This is a genomic window from Pseudomonas sp. TH07, from assembly GCF_016651285.1.
Classification (GTDB): Bacteria; Pseudomonadota; Gammaproteobacteria; order Pseudomonadales; family Pseudomonadaceae; genus Aquipseudomonas.
This window is the reverse complement of sequence record NZ_JAEKED010000001.1, coordinates 6,466,777-6,485,260: the sequence shown is the minus strand read 5'-3', so window position 1 is coordinate 6,485,260 and position 18,484 is coordinate 6,466,777. Positions and strand designations below refer to the sequence as shown.

Genomic DNA, 18,484 nt, shown 5'->3' with positions numbered 1-18,484 from the left:
CTGATCGGCATTAGGGCGCTGGCTATCTTACGTGGTGCGCGAGCGGTGAGTGCAGGGCTTGAATCGGCCCGGCAGGTTTAGAGGACGCGTTGGTTGACCCGCGTGGAGAGCGCTTCGGCGCTTTCCTTGCGTTCGGAGTAACGATCCACCAGGTACGCGGCCTTGCCACGCACCAGCCAGGTGAACTTCATCAACTCCTCCATCACGTCCACCACCCGGTCGTAGTAGGGCGATGGCTTCATCCGCCCGCTCTCGTCGAATTCCAGAAAGGCTTTGGGCACCGACGATTGGTTGGGGATGGTGACCATGCGCATCCAGCGCCCGAGCACCCGCAGCTGGTTGACCGTGTTGAAGGACTGCGAGCCACCGCACACCTGCATCACGGCCAGGGTCTTGCCCTGTGAGGGGCGAACGGCTCCCTGCGTCAGGGGAATCCAGTCGATTTGCGCCTTGAACACCGCCGATATCGAGCCGTGGCGTTCCGGAGAGCACCACACCTGGCCTTCGGACCACAGCACCAGGTCGCGCAATTCCCGGACCTTGGGGTGATCCTCGGGGGCGTCATCGGGCAGTGGCAGGCCGGAGGGGTCGAAGATCACGGTCTCTGCGCCCATCCATTGCAGAATGCGCGCCGCTTCCTGGGTCAGCAGCCGACTGAAGGAGCGCTCGCGAGTCGACCCGTACAGCAGAAGAATGCGCGGCTTGTGCTGGGGCTGCTCGGGCGGCACCAACTTTTCAGGGCCGGGCACGTCGAGCAGCGCGAGGTCCAGGCTGGGGCAGTCGTCTGGGGTGTCGTGGGTGAACGCTTTCATTACAGGTCTCCGATGCGGTTCAACACCAGTTTCAGCTCCGCTGGGCCGAGGGCGTTGAGATCGAGGGCAAAAAACGCCGTCAGGCGCTGGCGAATGTGGATGACGGTGGCGTCAAAAGCGGCCTGGATTTGCTCGGGGCTACCCGTAACCTCGGACGGGTCGGCCAAGCCCCAATGGCTTTTCAGGGCGGGCCCGAAGTACACCGGGCAGGGTTCGCCGGCAGCCTGGTCGCACACGGTGATCACCACCTCGGGCGGGTGTTCGGCGAAGCTGTCGGAACCCTTGCTGAAGAGGGCCGAGGTATCTGCGCCCAGGGCCTGCAAGGTGCTCACTGCGCGCGGGTTGAGGCGCCCGCTCGGCATGCTGCCGGCGCTTGCGGCGCTCAGGCCTTGGGGGGCCATAAGGTTGAACAGGCCTTCGCACAGCACGCTGCGGCAGCTATTGGCGGTACACATGAACAGGACTTTCATCAGCGTTTCCTAGGCGTGGAGGCTCAGGCGCAAGGCCCGTGCGGCCAGGGTCACGAGCAGGATGGGAAGGGTGAGGATGCTGCCGATGGGCGTGATCTTAGGCCCCAGGTCAGCGCCGATAATGTTGGCGTAGATCATGGCCTGCCGGATCAGGCCGCCGGCCTCGCTGCCCTGGATGTACAGCGCGCCGATCAGCACGCTGGGCATATTGTTCATGATGGAGGAGAGCAGCGCCGCGGTGACCCCGGCGCCTAGGGTGGCGGCCCACAGGCCGTGGGCGGCGAAGCTGTCCAGAAGCGCCGCGAACGTATGGGTCAGGCCCGCGATCACCAACAGGATCAGTGCACAAGCCGCCGCGACCGCGCTGATGAGGATGCCCAGGGGCTCAAGGGCAAACAGCCCGAGTAGCAGCGTGAGAGCGAAAATTGAAGCCGCGATCAACATCGTACAGTCCCGGATCTAAGGGTCAGCAGCAGGTGGCTGCGCGCACAGGGCGGCCGGGCATGGACGCCAGGCGCTCGCTGTCGCCGTCGGCCCAGGCTCGATGGGCCTCGAGGGTGAGGCTGAGTACGTCGTTGACCCACTGCGGCAACTGCGGGTGCAGGCGGTAGTAAATCCACTGGCCCTGACGGCGGTCTTCCAGCAGCCCGCATGTACGCAGTTGCGCGAGATGGCGTGAGACTTTCGGCTGGCTGTCATCCAGTGCCCAGATGAGTTCACAGACACAAAGCTCACCCTGGGCGCAGAGCATCAGCATGATCCGGCAGCGGGTTTCATCGCCGAGGCACTTGAAGACAGCGGGAGGCAGCAGGTTCATGGGTGTGTCACCTAATATACGTTTTTTCGTATATGCGAATATACATATGTAATAAATCAGGCGCTAGGAGCGATTCAGCGGCCTGCGTTCCTGCCTGCTCGACCTTGAGCAGCACAGGATCGCCTTGCGCGGTCCTCAGTCTGTGGCCGGGGTCTCCTCGCCATTGCCGGCCGTGGCCGCTCCGAGGCCGACCTGCTGCAGGTAGTTTTCCAGGGCCTCGACCGCGTTGTGGTTGATGATTGCACCGATGTAGCCGTCCGGACGTATCAGTAGCCAGTCGCCGAGGGCCGGGGCGTAGGCCTGTTGCCAGTGCCCCTGATCGTCCAGCACGTCGCCGCGCGGACCGACGCTGTGGATACGCAACCCGGGCCGAGGTCGCACGGCGCTGCGCTCCAGGCCATGGCCAAGCAAGGTCCAGTGCGGGCCCTGGAACAGGTTGAACAGCCGCGAGCGGTGCCCGGAGGCGCTGCGTATCGGTGCATCGGGGGCGCGGTCGCCGGCTGCCACGCCCAGGGTGCGACTGGGCTGCTCCAGCGCGAGGGTGGACTGCGGGTAACCGATATCCAGCTGCTGCACGTCGCGGCCGCGCCGTATATCGCCACGTTTCTGGGCCTCCAGCAGGTGGGTCGCCAGGCCGAGCATCGAGGCGGCGATGGGGCGCCGTTCTTCCTCATAAGTATCCAGCAGCGACTGCGGCGCGCCATGGATCACCGCGGCCAGTTTCCAGCCCAGGTTGTAGGCGTCCTGCACGCTGGTATTCAGGCCCTGGCCACCGGTGGGCGGATGAATATGCGCCGCATCTCCCACCAGAAACACCCGGCCCACACGGTACTGATCGGCCAGCCGCGCATGCATGGTGTAGGCCGAGGCCCAGGACACCGCGTGCACGTGAATATCGTCGCGCCCGGTGCGCTGCGCCACCAGTGCCGTCAGGCCGTCGGCGCTGAGGTCGATCTCGCCTTCCAGGGGGATCGGGCCCTGGATTTGCAACTGATCGGTCCCGGCCAGCGGGCAGAGCGAGATCTGCCGCGTCATATCGCCATCGCCGAAACGGTGCCAGTAGTCGCGAGACAGCCCCGACACCTGCACATCGGCCACCACGGCGCGCACGCCAAGGGTCTTGCCCGGAAAGCCGATCCCCAGCTCATGGCGCACCAGGCTGCGCCCGCCATCGGCGCCCACCAGCCAACCCACGCGCAGGGTCTCCTCACCGTTTTTGCCGGCCAGGCGCACGCTGACCCCGTCGGCATCCTGCTCGAAACCCAGCAACTCGCAGCCCCACTGCGGCTGCTGCCCCAGTTCAAGCAGGCGCTCGCGCAGCAGCTGTTCGGTCAGGAATTGCGGCAACATCAGCGGCTGTTGATAGGGTTCGGCAGGGGTAGGGACCTGGTGCTGGATGACCTCGGCATCGGTATGGCAGCCATCGTCGTGATAGCGGCGCTCAGGCGGATAAGCGCCCGCGATGGCGCAAATCCGCTCGAGGATGCCGATATCCTCGAAGACCTCCAGGGTCCTGGGCTGCAACCCCTTGCCGCGTGACCCATGGAACGGCTGCGGGGCTTTTTCGATCAGGCGCAGGGAAATGCCCCTTCGCGCCAGATCAATCGCCAACGTCAAACCGGCAGCGCCCGCGCCGCAAATCAACACCTGAACAGCGAGTGGTTGTTTCATAATCCGCTCCAAAGCGTGCAAGATGCACATATTTGAGCGAGGGCAAAAGCGTGTCAACAAATAAAGTGCAAAATACACATATTAGTGCTCAGCTTCGCGAGCTTCACGGCGCGCTGGTGGAAATCGTCGGCGTCATGAACCGCCCCCAGCGCGACGAGGCCATGGTCCGCGAAGCCGGGATCTCCCTGGACCGAGCGCTGTTCCCGCTGCTGGTGCTGGTGGAGCGTCTCGGGCCGATTGGCGTGGTCGAACTGGCCGACCGCGTGGGCCGCGACTACACCACCGTCAGCCGCCAGGTCGCCAAGCTCGAGAGCCTGGGCCTGATCGACCGCCAGGCCAGCGCCGCCGACCGCCGCGTGCGCGAGTCCGTTATCACCGCCAAAGGCAAAGCCATGACCGATCGCGTCGATGAGGCACGGGAGCGGATCGGCCTGGCGATCTTCTCCACCTGGGAGGAGCAGGACGTGGAGAATCTGGTGCGGCTGATGAGCAAGTTCGCGCAGGGGATTAAAGGAGATGGGGTGGAGTAGGGGTTTTAGCGCAGAGGGGTAGCAGGGGCGGGCGGCAGCGGCTGTTGTCCGCCAGAGGCGACCATTGCGGCGATACCGTACGATGCATGCCTACCGGCAGATCATCAGGGTTAATCCATGCAATTCCATGGTTTCGTGTTCGGGCATATCGAGGTCGAGATTCACGGCCGTGCGTACGATTTACATAACTTCTACCAAGCCACTGCCATCCATTACGACATCGTGAATCGTTTGGCTGTACTTGGCTTTACTCGACGAACTGAAGCCTGGGTGCCGACGGAAGAAGCGCGGAAAATCACCATCAGCTTCCATGAGGTTGACTACTTTTCAGCGAGTGGAACAGATGAAAACCAGGTGGGCGACGACAGTCGAGTTATACAGTCGATTGGCGTGGTGGAGTCCGATGCCGAGACAAAAACCTGCTACCTCACCGATACCATTCATCCAGATCATCATCTTGTCCTGCGCTTCGAGTCTGGTCTGACCCTACGAGTACAAGCCGCTGAAGCACGGTGCGAGGTTGCCTTTTGACGGGTGGAAAATCACGCCCCGCAACTTCTGTTTTGGAACGATGGCGCGCAACAGCCTTAAACCTGCATGACCGCTTTTGTCCGCTAACGGCCTTTGACCAATGACCGCATCCGACCCACCTCTGACCTGGACACAGCGTTTGCTTTCGAACTGCACTTCAGGATAACTGTGGTCCCGCCCTGCCTTTAGGTGACTCGTGATGTTTGACCTGGCCTCTATCGTGACGTACGTAGCCGTCGTTATCGGTCTTTTCCTGATCCCCGGCCCCGCCGTGCTGTTGGTGATCACACGCACCTTGCAGGGCGGACGCAAGGTTGGTATTGCCACCGGGCTGGGCGTCGCGACGGGGGATCTGATCCATACGCTGAGCGCTGCGCTGGGGCTGTCGGCGATTCTGATGACGTCTGCGCTCGCGTTCAATGTGGTGAAAACGGCGGGTGCCTGTTACCTGATCTACCTGGGGGCGCGTGCTTTTTTTGCTCGATCGAGCACTACTGGGAGCATGCCATTGGCGGATGTGGCCTCGCGCCAGGCCTTTTTCCAGGCGGTGGGCGCGGAGGTCCTGAACCCGAAAACCGCGATTTTCTTCCTCGCATTCCTGCCGCAGTTCATTCACCCGGAATCGGGTTCGTCCCTGAGTCAATTCGCGGTGCTGGGCTTGATCTTTTCGGGGCTCAGTGCGGTTTATACCAGCCTGCTTTCAATCGCCATTCGCCCCTTGAGCCAGTGCCTCAAGGGCCTTTCAAGGCTGCGTCGCTGGGAAGGCAAAATCATCGGTACGCTGTTTGTCGGGCTCGGGGTGAAAGTGGCTTTTCAGCAGCAGTAAGGCGGGTTTGGCCATGAGCGGAAGCGCACCGGGGCGGTCCGTCCGCTCGGGGGAACAACCACCTCAGATCCGAAAGGTTTCCGCGCGCGGGAGTTGGCTGTTGCGGCGGAACTCGTTCTCCCAGTAGGCCACCCGGTCCGCAGTCGTGTTGTGGGTGGCGAGTTGGTCTGCCAAAGCCGATTGGCAAATGACAAGCCCCTGGTCAGTGAGGCGATAGCCTTGATCCACCTCGATCAGCCAGCCTTTCTGGACCCAGTAGCCCAGCGCACGCTTTTTCAGCAAAAACTCCAAGAGGGTTTTTGACATGGCAATCAGTGAGAGCTGATCACTTCGCTGGGCAATTCGAAAGGCGGCAATTATGTATGCCCTCTGCTCTCCAGGAGATGAGGGGAATACATCAGGCGCAAATAACTGAAGAGTGGTGGGCATGATCGATCCTTGAAAACGCCAAAGGCTTGGGGGCAGTGCTTTTGACTCTAGCAAGCTTCCCTCAAGCGGCAAGTTCTTCGTCAGCGTGACCCGCGGTTTCAGCGCTCCTCTTGCAGCATGCCCAGCAAGCTGCTGAATGAATCTGCCACCTCAAACAGGCCGTCCGGCAGGCCCAGTTCATGAAAATAGAACACCACCTTGGGGAGCAGCGGGCTCTCGGAATAATCAAGGCACAGGTAGTCACCACCACCGCCCACCACGATCGGCAGGTAGTGCTCGGGAAGCTGATGGTGGGTTCGCAATGCCACCAGCGCGTTGATGATGTTTTCCGAGCTCTGTAGCGGATCCAGGGTCAGCAGCATGCCGAAGCCGATGCCCCAGGGCTCGCCGTTGACGTTGATCGACAGGGTTCGGTCCTTGGGTTGCCCGCCGTGAAAGCGCTTGACGCATTCAACGTAGTCGCGGGGCAGGGTGAAGCGCAGGACTTTCTCGATGCCGTCAACCAACTCATCGGTCAAGGATTCATGGGCCTCTGAAAATACATGCCACTCCATAGCAGGGCCTCTGGTCGATCATTGAATGTCGGGGCGCTATTCAAACATTTATCAACGACTGCCAGTAGCCAGGGCCGTGAGCGGGGCGGCTCTTTTCTGAGTGTCGCCCCGGCGGTTGTTATTACCCCCTTCAATCGCGGTGCTTATGTGCACGGGTAAAACCTTTGCTTTATCATCCTGCGCCTATTGCCCGCGGCGCCTGCCGTGCTCCGGGCCGTTGTGCAGGACGGGTTACGGCAAGGGAGTCGAGCACGCGATGACTGACCGCGAGCAATTGCACCGAGAAGGTTATGTGCTGCTTCGCCGAGCGATCCCGGCGCAGTGGCTGGATCAGCTGCGTGCCGTGTTCGACGCGGGCGTAAAGCCCTCGGAACAATGGCCGGTGCCCAGGGGCAGGGACTGGCGCCATTCGCAGCTGGACACCGATGCCTGCGTGCAGGCGCTGTGTCGTCTGCCGTCGATGCTGGCGGTGGCGGGGGAGTTGATTGGAGAGCGGTTTTTCCTGTCCCAGGTGGAGGGGCGAGAGCCGTTGAAAGGGGGCGGGCATCAGCTGTTGCACCGCGACCTGTCGGCGCAACGACCAGGGGACATTGCCAATGCCCTGGTGTATTTCGACGATTATGGGCCCGCCAACGGTGCAACGCGGATTGTCCCCGGCAGCCATCGGCCTGAGCCGGGAGCGCCGCCTTTTGACTTCAATGACGAGTCCCGCTCGGTGCAGCTTGCAGGTTCCGCGGGTGATGTCCTGCTGTTCGACGTCGACCTGGTGCATGCGGGCAGCCTGAACATCAGCGGCGCCCGTCGCCGTACGCTGTTGATCAGCTATTTTTCGCAGTCGCTTTACGCTTCACATCAGCAGACCGCGAGCCTGCGCAGTATCCAGATGGACACGAGTGAGCGCTTTGAGCCTGGGGATTTTCCCTGGCAGGCGCCAGCGGCTGACTGGGTGCCAGTGCCCACGGCTTGAGCGACCAGGCCGGGGCGGCCATTTCATTCAAAAATTGTAAGACCGAGTAGAAGCCTATGAATCGTCGTAAAAAAATCCAGCAGCTGTTAAAAGCTCACGCGAAAAAGGCCAGTGCCAAATTGGCGCCTGCCAGCAAGTCGAAATACATCAGCAAGGCTGACCGCCTGAAGCTGGCGGCTGAAGCCGATCAGGATGCAAACCTGGCTGCCGACAGCGAGTCTGTGTAGATGGAGCAGGGCTTCACCTTGCTGACGCGGTTGCGCGCAACCCCCAGAGATGTCACGCCAGCAGTTCGGTGATCCACTGCGCCTGGCGGGCGACGTCCTGGACCTTTTCCTCGGGCACCGCCTGCTGCGCCCGGGCAAAGTCGGCCAGGGTCTTGTGCTTCTGGCGCAACCTGCGCTGCCACTTGAGCAGGAACGCCGGGCTGCGGGCCTGCATGTGCAGCGGGCCGAAGTACAGTTCCCGGGCGCTGTAGCGCACCGGCTTGTCGCGCTCGGCGACGATGATTTCGTAGTCGAAGCGGTTTTCCTGCAGCACCTCCTCAGCGAGGATGCGGTAGCCATTGTCCATCAGCCATTGGCGCAGTGGCGGCTCGCCGCCGTTGGGTTGCAGGATCAGCCGTTCCTGGCCGTTGAGGTGGGCCTTGCCGCAGTCGAGGATGTCGCGGATGGTCTCGCCGCCCATGCCACAGATGCTGATGGCAGTGATCCCGTCCCGCGCCTCGATCGCCGCCAGGCCGTTGGCCAGGCGCACAGTGATGAGCGATGTCAGATCGTTCTCGCGTACCGTACGTTCGGCAGCATGGAAGGGGGTCAATGCCACCTCGCCGGCCACCGCCGCCGAGATCGCGCCACGGCGCATCAAGGCCACCGGCAGGTAGCCGTGATCCGAGCCGATATCGGCCAGGCGCGCTCCGGCGGGCACATGCGCCGCCACGCGCTCAAGGCGCTTGGACAATGTCTGTTGGTTCAACGGCAACCCCTTTTCAGCACGAGCGTCCGGCAGCGTTGGCCAGATCGGGGCGCGATTGTGGCGGGCAATGCCGGGTATTTCAAATTCAGGCGACCGGGGTCATGGCGTTGTTCCAGGGGCATGCAGGCCCTCAGCACTCCACAATCCAGGTCCGCCAGCAACCCGGCACCGGCCCGCTGCCGTAATAGGTGGCCATCAGCTCGTTGGGGATATTGCCCGATCGCGAGCTGCGCGAGCGAGTCAGGGACGGCAGGGCGCTCCGGTTTTTAAGCGCCAGGCCGCCAAGGGGCAGGGGTTGGAACAGGCTTGAAGCAGTCAGGGTGCCTCGGGGGAGATGAGCAAAGGCGACACATTCACCTATTCGAATGGATGAATATGTGGCCGGCACGCGTCGTGATGGCGACCTCCTTCGCTGGTGCAAGATCCGCCTCAACGTCCCTGGATTACTGCCCGGATGCCTGCCGACACCACCCGAAAAAATCCCGTAGCCGCGCCGTGAATTCCTCGGCCGAGGCCGTGGGCTGCTGGCTATGGCGCAGGAAGAATTCGATCTGCGCCTGTTGCGCCGGATAGCGCTGGACGAACTGCGCCACGTGCTCCTCCAGGGTATGGGGCCAGCCAGGGGCCTGATCCGAGCGCAGGATGTTGGTCGCACGGATCAGCTTTCGCGAGGCCTCGCGTTGCAGGCGTTTGACCTCGCTCGGCTGCGCAGGCTGATCGATCTGATCGGCATAGCGGCTGAGCACCGGGTAGAAATCCCCATTGAGTGCCAGGGCGATGGCGCGCGATGGCCTGAACGGGGCGAAGTGTGCTGCCAGGTCAGTGCCCCATAGGCAGCGGCAGTGGTGCTTGAGCCAGTAGCCCCAGCTGTACAGGTGCTGCGGATCCAGCACTTGCTGGCGGCTGCCGATATCGAAGTCGATCTTCACCACCTCCGGGTGCCGCGCGGCCAGAGCCAGGCGCAGGGCTTCAAGGGTGGCGAGGGCTGCTGCATCCGGCGGCTGGTGCAGGACCAGGGTCACGTCCAGGTCCGAAACGCCAGGTTTGGCGCTGCCCCGGGCCACGCTGCCATACAGGTAAATGCCATCGAGCAAGGCGCCGGCCTCGGCCGTCAGGGTGCGGCACAGATCATCCAGCAACGGCTGGAAAGGCGCAGGCAAAGGCTGGCTGGGAGCGGCCGGAATAAAACCGTCCGCATCGACGCCGTCCGGTTGGCGAGAGGGCATGGGGGTGGGCCTGTGGCTCTTGAGTAAGCGGGGGATCTTAACAGCCCGGGTTTGAGGTGTTACCCCCAACGGTGCCAAAACCCCTAGCCACTGCCGAGGCACGAGGCTGCGGCTACAGGTCCCCCCTCGTTGCAGGTGAGGGGGGCTGAACCCGTGATGGCCTCAGTTCTTGAACGTCGAGTGCTTGCGCCCCTGGTCGAGCAGGGCGAACACCACCACTAGCAGCGAGGCGATGCCGAGGATGATCACCACGCCGTCGGTGGAGTGGGTGGCCGAGGCCGAGACCAGGGACAGGGCGCCCAGCGGGGCCAGGCCGCCGGCGATGGCGGTGCCGATTTCACGGCCGGTGCCGAAGCCCGAGGAGCGGGTCTGGGTCGGGAACTGGCGGCTGAGGAACGAACCCTGGGGGGCGAACATCATCGGCGCGAGGATCCCGGTGCCGACGCCGATGGCGATGTAGATCATCAGGCTTTCACCGGTGTTGAGCAGGGCCAGGAACGGGTAGGCGAACAGCAGCGAGAACACCCCGCCGAGCATCAGCACGGTTTTGCTGCTCCAGCGGTCGCACAGCCAGCCGAAGAACGGCACGGCGACGATGGCCACCAGGCTGGCGATGGTCACCGACAACGAGGTGACGTGTACGTCTACGCCCTTGAACTGGGTGAGGTAGGCCAAGGAAAAGGTCTTGAAGATGTAGCTCAGGGCGTTGTAGCCAACCGCGACGAAGAACACCACCGCCAGGCCTTTGAGGTCGTTTTTGAACAGGGCCTTGAGCGGCGACGCCTTGGCTTTTGCCGGCTCCTGGCTCAGTTGGTTGAATTCCGGGGTTTCCGGGATGCTGTTGCGCACCCACAGGCCGACGCCGACCAGGGCGATGCTGCAGATAAACGGGATGCGCCAGCCGCCTTGCAGCAGGAACTCGTTGCCGTTGATGGTCAGCAAGTACACGGTCAGCGACGACAGCAGCAGGCCCAGGTTCAGGCCCAGCGCCGGCCAGGCTCCCTGGCTGCCGCGCTTGCCTTCGCTGGCGTGTTCGTAGGAAGTCACGGCCGCGCCGGACAATTCGGCACCGGCACCCAGGCCCTGGATGATCCGCACCGCTACCAGCACGATGGGGGCCCAGATGCCGATCGAGGCGTAACTGGGGATCAGGCCGATCAGCGTGGTGCACACGCCCATCATGCAGAAGGTCACCACCAGCACTTGCTTGCGGCCGAACTTGTCGCCCAGGTAACCGAACAGGATGCCGCCGAACGGGCGCGCGATAAAACCGATGGCAAAGGTCGAGAAAGCCATCAGGGTCGCGGTTTTCGGGTCGCTGTTATCGAAGAAGATTTTCGAAAACACGATCGCGGCCATGGTCGCGTACAGGTAAAAGTCGTACCACTCCAGCATCGAACCGAAGATGGTGGCAGCGGCGACTTTGCGCAGGCGCTTTTTGGTTTGTTGCGGGGTTTCCGCTGCAGGGCTTGGGGGGGTAACTGCGGTCATTCCGGACTTCCTCATGAATCATTATATTTATTTTCAAATGGACACTTATTGCGCTCCGCAGGCCCTGTTCGGGCCCGCAGGCTGGGTACGTGCACCTGGCCGAAGCCGTGGTGCGAGCACGACGCGGCCGCCCGGGTGGTGACTCGGGCAGTGCCGTGGGCGGATCAGGGGTGCTGGAACATGCGGTCGGCAATCATCTCGCCGATGGGAATGGCCGAAGTCGCGGCCGGTGAGGGCGCATTGCACACATGGAGCATGCGCGAGGTCTGGGCGAACAGGAAATCATGCACCAGGCTGCCGTCACGCATCACCGCCTGGGCCCGGATACCGGCTTCGTAGGGCAGCAGGTCGTCGATGTTCAGCGACGGGCAATACTTGCGGCATTGCTCCAGGTAGCCGGACTTGAACAGCGAGTTCTTCATCTCAACGCTGCCGGAACCGAGGTTTTGCCAGATGGTTTTCCAGAACCCGGGGAAGCTCGCGTACTGCGCCACATCGCGCCAGTTGATCGAGAACTTCTTGTAGTTCTCGCGCCCCAGGCCCAGTACCGCGTTGGGCCCGACCGTGACGCTGCCGTCGATCATCCGTGTCAGGTGCACCCCGAGGAACGGCAGCTCCGGGTCGGGGATGGGGTAGATCAGGTGGTTGACGATGTTGTTTTTCGACGCCGGCAGGCGGAAGTATTCGCCGCGAAACGGGATGATCTGGTGCTCGATCCTGATCCCGGACATTGTCGCCAGGCGGTCGGATTGCAGACCGGCGCAGACCACCAGTTTCTTCGCCTGCCAGGTGCCGTCATGGGTGCTGACACTGACGTGGTCGAGGCTTTCCTGGATGGCGGTCACGGTGCGGTCGAGACAGATTTCCCCGCCGCCGGCACGGATCACCCGGGCCATGGTCTGGCAGACTTCGCGATAGTCGACGATGCCGGTGGCGTCGAGAAACAACCCGCCCAGGCCGACGATATTCGGCTCGCGCTGGCGCAGTTCATCGGCATCGAGGCGTTCGACCTTCATGCCATTGAGTTGGGAGCGGGCGTACAGCGCCTGCATGCGCTCCACCTCCAGTGGCGTGGAGGCCACCAGCAGCTTGCCGCAGACCTCGAACTTGATCCCGTGCTCGGTGCAGAACTGCTTGGTGGCCTCGGCGCCGCGCTTGCACAGGTCGGCCTTGAGGCTGCCCGGTGCGTAGTAGATGCCGGCATGGATCACGCCGCTGTTGTGCCCGGTCTGGTGTTTGGCCAGGGTGCCTTCTTTTTCCAGGATGACCAGGGAGGCGCCGGGCTGGCGCTTGAGCAGTTCCATCGCGGTGGCCAGGCCGACGATGCCGCCGCCGATGATGCAAAAATCATAAATCATTGTGAGGGTTACCTTGGATCAGCAGGTCTAGTTATCAGGTTGTCAGACTAATGCATGTGGCAAAAGTCGGCGTGCCGCAGCACGCGCTCAATATTCAGGGGTTCATGGGCTCAGTCGGTGGCTGGCAACTCAAGTTGCAAGCGCTTGGCGGAGGCGCGCAAGTGCGCATCGGCGCAGGCGGCTGCAGCTTGCCGGTCGCCAGCGGCGATGGCCTGGTACATAGCCTGGTGTTCCTGGGTCGCATCGGCCGAACCGCCGACAAAGCGCGACGCCGAGTTTTCCCAGGCGGTTTTGCGTGCGGTGGCCAACTGGCTTCTGAGGAAGTCATGAAAGGCCACGAAGTATTCGTTTTTACTGGCTTCGGCAATGGCGCGGTGGAAGGCCACGTCGGCCAGGGCGGCGGCTTCGAAATCGCTGCGTTTGTCGTGCATTTCCTGCAAGGCCTGCTGCATGCGTTGCAGGTCCTGCTCGTCACGGCGCTGGGCGGCAATCGAGGCGGCCTGGGTTTCGATCCACAGGCGCATCTCGAACATCTGCGTCAGCTGTGGCCGGCGAGTGTTCTGGGTCGGGAAGCGAAACACCGTCCCGGCCGGGGTCTGGGAGATGAACGAACCGAGGCCGCGACGGGCGATCAATACCCCGTCGGCCTTGAGCTGGGCAATGGCCTCGCGAATCACCGAACGGCTGACGCTCAGCTGTTCGGCCAATTGCTGTTCGGTGGGCAGGCGCGACTCGGGAGCGAGGTTCCCGGATTCGATCTCGGCGCGGATAACGCTGACAACACGCATCACGAGAGAGTCGGGGCGCTGGAGCTCAAGCATAAGACAACCTTGGTAGTCAGGTTGTCAGACAATAGACGTTTGGAATTTCTGTTGTCAAGCAGATGAGTGTTGGCGCGTTTGCCGAATCAACCTGGAATCAGCCCCAGCTCAGCCTGCAAACGGGCGACCACTTCGGCCTCGACTGCGCCCTGATCGCCCCCGGCCTGCCATACCGCGCAACTGGCGCTGTGGCTGCCATGCACCGCGTGATACACCGCCAGCACGCTGCCGGGACCGGAGCCGGTGTGGCCGCTCAAGCTCAAGCCGCCGGCCACCGCGCCGCACATCAGGCCCAGGCCGTAGCCCGGCGCGGTCCAGGGGCGCCCGGCAATCGGCCCGCCGAGCAGGCGTGGCGTCTGCATCGCCTGCAACAGCGCCGGGGGCAGCAGATCCCCGTTCAGCAGGCGTTCGAGGAGCAGCGCCGCCTGCGCCAAGGGACCGACCAGCAGCCCGTGGTATACCCAGCCCGGGTCGTAGTCCGGGCAGTCGCCCATCGCTACTGTTGCCAGGTCGGCGCGAGTACGGGCCAGTCGCACATCCGACACCTTCAGGGGCGCCAGTACCCGCTGGCTCAGGGCCTGGTGCAACGCCAGGCCGCTGACCCGCTCGATCACCCGGGTGAGCCACAGATAACCGACGTTGGAGTACCGCCAGCCACTGCCCGGTGGATAGCGCAGGCGCCCGGCATCCAGGCGTTGCAGCATCTCCTCGGCCGACCACGGGGTGTCATGCCGGGCCACGGCGGCGTGGTAATCCGCCAGCTCGCTGTAATCGGCCAACCCGGCTTCGTGGCGGAGCAATTGGCGCAGGCTGAACGGCCCTTCGGCCAGCGGTTCGTCGAGGGTCAGCAACCCGTCACGGACCAGGGACAGGGCGGTCGCCGCGAGCACGGTCTTGGTAAAACTCCACCAGGGAATGACGGCGTCGGGTTGCGTGGGGGGGATGAGGTGGCCGTTGGCGACGAGGGAGAAAGTCATGGGCGGGGTCTACACACGGTCGGTCTGGGGCGGGGCCATGTTCGCTCAGCTGTGGCGAAGGAGCTTACTCCCTCGCCACAGCTGCACGGCAGGCCGCCCTTGAACGGATTACGCCGTTTGCCGGCGCATGGTCAGGATGGCGCTGCCGAAGAAGATGAACGTGGAGCCCACCACGCGGTTGACCCACTTGGAAAACGCCGGCCGGGTCAGTACACCCTTGGCCCGCGAGGCCAGCAGCGCGTAGATGCTGAGGGAGATCAGCGACAAGGCCATGAAGATCAGGGTCAGGATGAAAAACTGCGGCACCAGCGCTGCGTTTTGATCGATGAATTGCGGGAACAGCGCGGTGAAGAAAATCGTCGCCTTGGGGTTGGTGGCGGCGGTCAGGAACGCCGACTTGAACAGCTTCGAGCGCGGCGGCATCTGGCCCTCGGGGCTCCCGTCGCTGCTGGCCGAAAGCACCGGTTCCTTCTTCAACAGGTGCTTGGCGCCCAGGTAAAACAGGTAGCCGGCGCCGGCGATTTTCACCGCGTTGAAGATGATTTCGGAGCTGGCGATCAATGCCCCAAGGCCCAGCATCGCCGCCGCGGACATGCAAAACAGGCCGCTGACATTGCCCAGCGACGACCACAGGGTCGATTTCGCGCCGTAGGCCACGCTGTTGTGCAAGGCCACCAGGGTGGCCGGGCCAGGGCTGGCGATGGAGATTGCCGCGACTAGGGTGTAGGTCAAAACCGAGTGAACATCCATTTCATGACTCGCTGTAAGAGGACGTCGAATTCTATAGGGAAAGTGCAGGGCAAATCACCGTTCGGTTTTTGCTCTGCATTTACAGAAAAATGCAGTTGATGCTTATTGCGTCAGGGCTGTTACTCAGACCTGAAGTGCGCTCAGTAAGGATTGGGCTCGGGTGCCTGATATTTCTCCGTCCGCCGCCCACTGCACCATGAAGTCCCCGAGGGTTGGATCAGTGATTGCGGGTAACGAATACCAATGTCCATTCAGGTGAATCTGAATATCCTCTCGGGGGATGGTGATGCAGTTGCTATTGCAGATGATGTATCGGCAGTCGGGGGAGTTTTGTGTGCCGTCGACATAGCTTTGCTTGCCATTTAATGCAGGAGTATTTCTTTTATATCGGGCGAGAAAGCAAAGAGTCATCCATTTCGCAGAAGATGAAAAATGATCTGTGTCCGAGTCGGTGATTTTCAAGTGATAGTCGTTGATTTTCTCTGTTACGAAGGCGAGCGAGTCGTAGTAGTAAAACACATACACCAGATTCCCGGCCGCAGCAGCTCTAATGGGAGCATTCATTTTTAGATCTTGGGGTAGCGTCCCGCTCGCGCCAGCGCTATTTCGGCAGGTAACGGTGAACTCGGTTGAGAAGTATTTGCTCCACTTCTCGGCGGCCTCCGTCCGGTAATAGAAATCTGCAGGGTTTTCCAGGTCGCAGTTAGCCAGACCGCCCAGATACTCCTCAAACGTCTGGGCGATCGGGCTGCTCTGCACCACGTTCTGCGGTTGTTCTGGCGCCGGGTTATTAAGCTTCAACAGTTCTTTGATCCATGTGAGCATATGAAAGATTCATCCCTGTAAATCAGTGTTTAGTGAGTGACTAGCGCCGATCCAGCCAGTAGTTGTGCAGGCTGCGCGCCGCCGGTTCGATGGCTGCCACGCGCTGATTGTGCAGGGCCACGTTGAGGTCGGCCGGCAGTTCGAAGTTGTCCTGTTCGGCGCACTCGATGATCGATTGCAGCAGGGCGGCCTGGGGCGCCGGCATTTGCGGCCAGTTGCCCACGGCGACGCCGCGCAGGTAACCGAAGCACCATTCTTCGGCCAGGGTCAGGGGCTGGCCCTGGTGTTCGGTGGTTTCAAAACGTGCCTTGAAGGCCGAGGCGTCCAGTGCCAGCTGGCTGGCCAGGGTGTTCATGTGGCGCACGCAGAGTTCGATGAACTGCTTGCCTTGTTCCGGGCTGTCCCAGTCCGGGTTCTGCCCGCCCCAGATGGCCGGGAACCACTCGGCGATGTCGACCCGAGCAGGGCTGGAAACCAGGGCGGTGAAGTAGCCGTCGAGTTCCGAAGGGTTGAGCACCGAGTGATCGTCACCGTATTGCAGCAGGGTGTTCTCGATCACGTCGAAGTCAGCGGCGTTCAAGGGTTGGTCTGGCATGGCAATGATCCTTGGCAAGTCGGGGCGCCAGGGCGACGCCGTGTTTGAAAAAGTCGCGGAGGATGGGCCTTGTGGCGGTTTTTTCCAGCGCCGATTATCCACCGGCGCTCGCCGGTCGCAGGCAAGGGACGTCGGGTTCAGGCCTGGCTGCAAAAATGCCCCGCTCCCAGGCGCCATACCGAAAACCACACATCATCCGCCGGGGCGTAGCGCTCCAGGGGGATCGGCCGCTCGTGCAACAGGTCATCCGGGGCGAATACTTCAAGCTCCCAGGGGAAATCCGGGTTGTACGACAGGCTGTACTCGGGGGATGGGCTGGCGAGGGTGTAGTGGATCGAATACACCATCAGCGGTGAGCCCTGGAGTTGGTTGTGGGCATACAGCGCCCAGAACTCGCTCATCTGCGGCCGGCTGACCTGCTCGGCAAATGTCAGGGCGGCGGGCAGGTCATCCCAGGTGGCCTGGACCGTTTGCTGGGCCAGGGCGATGCGTGCGGCGGGCGACTGGCCCTTGGCGTGCTCGACGTAGATCAGGGTGGTGGCGAACTGGAACTCGCACTGGGTGATGCTCGGGTTGACGTCCCAGTGGCCGATCATGTGCTGGTCCAGCAGTTCGATTTTCATGGGGCGGGCTCGGGTTGTGGGTCAAAAAAGCGCGAGTGGCTAGCGGTCGCGATTGGCGGGCCAGGTCGCGGTCGGGAAGTAGGCCTCCAGGCCCGGTTGCTGGTGGTCCACGCCGTTGCGGGTCCAGTAGCAGCTCAGGCGGCTGTAGTTATCCAGGTCGCCGCGCACCAGGCACGTGGCGCCGTGCCCCGGCCAACTGAATGCCAGCACATCGGCCTCGGCCATGGTCGCCCGCGCCACCTTGCCAATGGCGGTGGTGGTCTGGCCATTGATGGTTTTGACCAGGGTCAGGGCGCCGTTGCTGAAGGTGATTTCAGCGCTGCCGGAGTAGGCGGCGCCGCCGTCGGGCGCCTGGCCGATCAGCGCGTAATGGCCGGGAACCATGGAGTAATACAAGTGTTCGTCGGCGGCGTTGTCGGCCACGACGCTGGCGCTGGCCAGCAGCAGGCCGAGCAGGGCGCACAGACCAGGGATGCGCTGCATGCAGGTACGTTCCTTGTAGAAAATCGAGCTTGAACAGTCGGTGATGGGGGCAAGTCCCGGGTTGGCTGAACGCGCCTGGCAACCCTCAGACCGTTACGCCGTGGCGCATTATAAATACCGATAGTAAAAGCACCAGCAGGGTGGTGATGGCGGCGTAGCAGGCACTCAAGCCGAGCTTGACCAGCAGCATGTCATCGACCGCCCTATAGCCGATGGAGGCCCCGAACAGGGCTGCGGCTGCGGCGCCGGCGATAAGGATGCAGCCGCTCCTCATGCCTGGGGCCAACAGCGGGATCAGAACCAGGTGGGCGCTGCTGATCAGGATGACAAAGATCGCAATGATCTTGAGGGTGAGAACCATGCTGTCTCGGGTGCTGTTCATGGTGACGCGCTCCGATAGCAAAGCCTGCGGCCTTGCCGGGTTATTCCTTACTCCCTGTTCCTTGTGTACTTGAAGGGGTGGTAGCTCGGCGGTCGAGTGTCCCTGCTGCCGAGTGGAATGACTCATCCCGGAAACGAGATGTATCACGCTCTAGATTAGGCCTCGTCCCGCGATTTAGACGACTTTGCGACGGACGTGCATGGCCGGCACTCCCTGGCAGGCCGAACACCTCATCTGCTGCGGTGTGCCCGGTGATCCAGCGTCCGTCGAAATCGATGATGTTCCGAGGGCTGGCCAGTACTTCCAGCATGGGCGCCCTTCTAATCAATTGCTGGGTTTAATAAGAAGCATTACTATTCACGCCCCCAGTC

Annotated in this window: 23 protein-coding genes and 1 pseudogene; 5 read left to right on the top strand and 19 right to left on the bottom strand. The window is 62.4% G+C overall.

Annotated features, from left to right (window positions below; translation table 11 throughout):
• Positions 1–77: 77 nt before the first annotated feature.
• From arsH to JFU57_RS29610, 5 genes and pseudogenes are all read right to left on the bottom strand, one after another.
• Positions 78–812 carry an arsenical resistance protein ArsH gene (arsH, locus tag JFU57_RS29630; RefSeq protein ID WP_078473322.1) on the bottom strand — a complete coding sequence of 245 codons (735 nt, stop codon included), beginning with the start codon at positions 810–812 and terminating at the stop codon, positions 78–80.
• Positions 812–1,282, bottom strand: a complete 471-nt coding sequence (locus tag JFU57_RS29625) for an arsenate reductase ArsC (protein WP_201131714.1) — start codon at positions 1,280–1,282, stop codon at positions 812–814. Before JFU57_RS29625 ends, arsH begins: the two co-directional genes overlap by 1 nt.
• A gap of 9 nt (positions 1,283–1,291) precedes the next feature.
• Positions 1,292–1,741, bottom strand: a pseudogene (locus JFU57_RS29620) (ArsB/NhaD family transporter); the annotation flags it as partial.
• A gap of 7 nt (positions 1,742–1,748) precedes the next feature.
• The gene (locus JFU57_RS29615) at positions 1,749–2,099 is read right to left on the bottom strand and encodes a metalloregulator ArsR/SmtB family transcription factor (RefSeq protein WP_078473320.1); all 351 of its coding nucleotides are present in this window, start codon (positions 2,097–2,099) and stop codon (positions 1,749–1,751) included.
• Positions 2,100–2,234: 135 nt separating this feature from the next.
• Positions 2,235–3,770 (bottom strand): FAD-dependent oxidoreductase, encoded by a 1,536-nt coding sequence (locus JFU57_RS29610; protein WP_201131713.1) that lies wholly within the window; start codon positions 3,768–3,770, stop codon positions 2,235–2,237.
• A gap of 134 nt (positions 3,771–3,904) precedes the next feature.
• Here JFU57_RS29610 and JFU57_RS29605 point away from each other — a divergent pair, with 134 nt between their 5' ends.
• The 3 genes from JFU57_RS29605 (at position 3,905) to JFU57_RS29595 (ending at position 5,657) form a co-directional block, all read left to right on the top strand.
• Positions 3,905–4,300 (top strand): MarR family winged helix-turn-helix transcriptional regulator, encoded by a 396-nt coding sequence (locus JFU57_RS29605; RefSeq protein ID WP_201131712.1) that lies wholly within the window; start codon positions 3,905–3,907, stop codon positions 4,298–4,300.
• Between the two features lie 117 nt (positions 4,301–4,417).
• Positions 4,418–4,831: a hypothetical protein gene (locus JFU57_RS29600; protein WP_201131711.1), complete on the top strand. Its 414-nt coding sequence runs from the start codon at positions 4,418–4,420 to the stop codon at positions 4,829–4,831.
• Positions 4,832–5,030: 199 nt separating this feature from the next.
• A complete protein-coding gene (locus JFU57_RS29595; protein WP_201131710.1) occupies positions 5,031–5,657 on the top strand; it encodes a LysE family translocator in 627 nt (208 codons plus the stop codon).
• 63 nt (positions 5,658–5,720) lie between these two features.
• Here the strand turns inward: JFU57_RS29595 and JFU57_RS29590 are convergent, their stop codons facing one another.
• A complete protein-coding gene (locus tag JFU57_RS29590; RefSeq protein ID WP_201131709.1) occupies positions 5,721–6,086 on the bottom strand; it encodes a hypothetical protein in 366 nt (121 codons plus the stop codon).
• A 98-nt stretch (positions 6,087–6,184) separates the two neighbouring features.
• Positions 6,185–6,640, bottom strand: a complete 456-nt coding sequence (locus JFU57_RS29585) for an SMI1/KNR4 family protein (protein WP_201131708.1) — start codon at positions 6,638–6,640, stop codon at positions 6,185–6,187.
• Between the two features lie 256 nt (positions 6,641–6,896).
• On the opposite strand from JFU57_RS29585, the gene JFU57_RS29580 reads away from it, so the two are divergent.
• Together JFU57_RS29580 and JFU57_RS29575 are read left to right on the top strand one after the other, a co-directional pair.
• Positions 6,897–7,607: a phytanoyl-CoA dioxygenase family protein gene (locus JFU57_RS29580; RefSeq protein ID WP_078473314.1), complete on the top strand. Its 711-nt coding sequence runs from the start codon at positions 6,897–6,899 to the stop codon at positions 7,605–7,607.
• A 56-nt stretch (positions 7,608–7,663) separates the two neighbouring features.
• Complete coding sequence (locus JFU57_RS29575) at positions 7,664–7,834, top strand: DUF2986 domain-containing protein (RefSeq protein ID WP_078473313.1); 171 nt, start codon at positions 7,664–7,666, stop codon at positions 7,832–7,834.
• Between the two features lie 52 nt (positions 7,835–7,886).
• Here JFU57_RS29575 and JFU57_RS29570 read toward each other — a convergent pair whose 3' ends face one another.
• The 12 genes from JFU57_RS29570 to JFU57_RS29510 form a co-directional block, all read right to left on the bottom strand.
• The gene (locus tag JFU57_RS29570; RefSeq protein WP_342032584.1) at positions 7,887–8,582 is read right to left on the bottom strand and encodes a tRNA (adenine(22)-N(1))-methyltransferase; all 696 of its coding nucleotides are present in this window, start codon (positions 8,580–8,582) and stop codon (positions 7,887–7,889) included.
• Positions 8,583–9,025: 443 nt separating this feature from the next.
• The gene (locus JFU57_RS29560) at positions 9,026–9,808 is read right to left on the bottom strand and encodes a nucleotidyltransferase domain-containing protein (RefSeq protein ID WP_201131707.1); all 783 of its coding nucleotides are present in this window, start codon (positions 9,806–9,808) and stop codon (positions 9,026–9,028) included.
• Between the two features lie 162 nt (positions 9,809–9,970).
• Positions 9,971–11,299, bottom strand: coding sequence for an MFS transporter (locus JFU57_RS29555; protein ID WP_020296141.1), 1,329 nt, complete (start codon positions 11,297–11,299; stop codon positions 9,971–9,973).
• 164 nt (positions 11,300–11,463) lie between these two features.
• Complete coding sequence (gene lhgO, locus JFU57_RS29550; RefSeq protein WP_201131706.1) at positions 11,464–12,657, bottom strand: L-2-hydroxyglutarate oxidase; 1,194 nt, start codon at positions 12,655–12,657, stop codon at positions 11,464–11,466.
• A gap of 110 nt (positions 12,658–12,767) precedes the next feature.
• Entirely contained in the window at positions 12,768–13,478 is a 711-nt protein-coding gene (locus JFU57_RS29545; protein WP_020296139.1) for a FadR/GntR family transcriptional regulator, read from the bottom strand.
• An 86-nt stretch (positions 13,479–13,564) separates the two neighbouring features.
• Positions 13,565–14,455: a serine hydrolase domain-containing protein gene (locus tag JFU57_RS29540; protein ID WP_201131705.1), complete on the bottom strand. Its 891-nt coding sequence runs from the start codon at positions 14,453–14,455 to the stop codon at positions 13,565–13,567.
• A 108-nt stretch (positions 14,456–14,563) separates the two neighbouring features.
• Entirely contained in the window at positions 14,564–15,205 is a 642-nt protein-coding gene (locus tag JFU57_RS29535; RefSeq protein ID WP_078473307.1) for a LysE family translocator, read from the bottom strand.
• A gap of 123 nt (positions 15,206–15,328) precedes the next feature.
• Complete coding sequence (locus tag JFU57_RS29530; RefSeq protein ID WP_201131704.1) at positions 15,329–16,030, bottom strand: hypothetical protein; 702 nt, start codon at positions 16,028–16,030, stop codon at positions 15,329–15,331.
• A 40-nt stretch (positions 16,031–16,070) separates the two neighbouring features.
• Positions 16,071–16,625 (bottom strand): UPF0149 family protein, encoded by a 555-nt coding sequence (locus tag JFU57_RS29525; RefSeq protein ID WP_078473306.1) that lies wholly within the window; start codon positions 16,623–16,625, stop codon positions 16,071–16,073.
• A 137-nt stretch (positions 16,626–16,762) separates the two neighbouring features.
• The gene (locus JFU57_RS29520; RefSeq protein ID WP_201131703.1) at positions 16,763–17,248 is read right to left on the bottom strand and encodes a hypothetical protein; all 486 of its coding nucleotides are present in this window, start codon (positions 17,246–17,248) and stop codon (positions 16,763–16,765) included.
• Positions 17,249–17,287: 39 nt separating this feature from the next.
• Positions 17,288–17,731, bottom strand: coding sequence for a hypothetical protein (locus tag JFU57_RS29515; protein ID WP_201131702.1), 444 nt, complete (start codon positions 17,729–17,731; stop codon positions 17,288–17,290).
• 85 nt (positions 17,732–17,816) lie between these two features.
• Positions 17,817–18,113: a hypothetical protein gene (locus tag JFU57_RS29510; RefSeq protein ID WP_078473303.1), complete on the bottom strand. Its 297-nt coding sequence runs from the start codon at positions 18,111–18,113 to the stop codon at positions 17,817–17,819.
• Positions 18,114–18,484 lie beyond the last annotated feature (371 nt).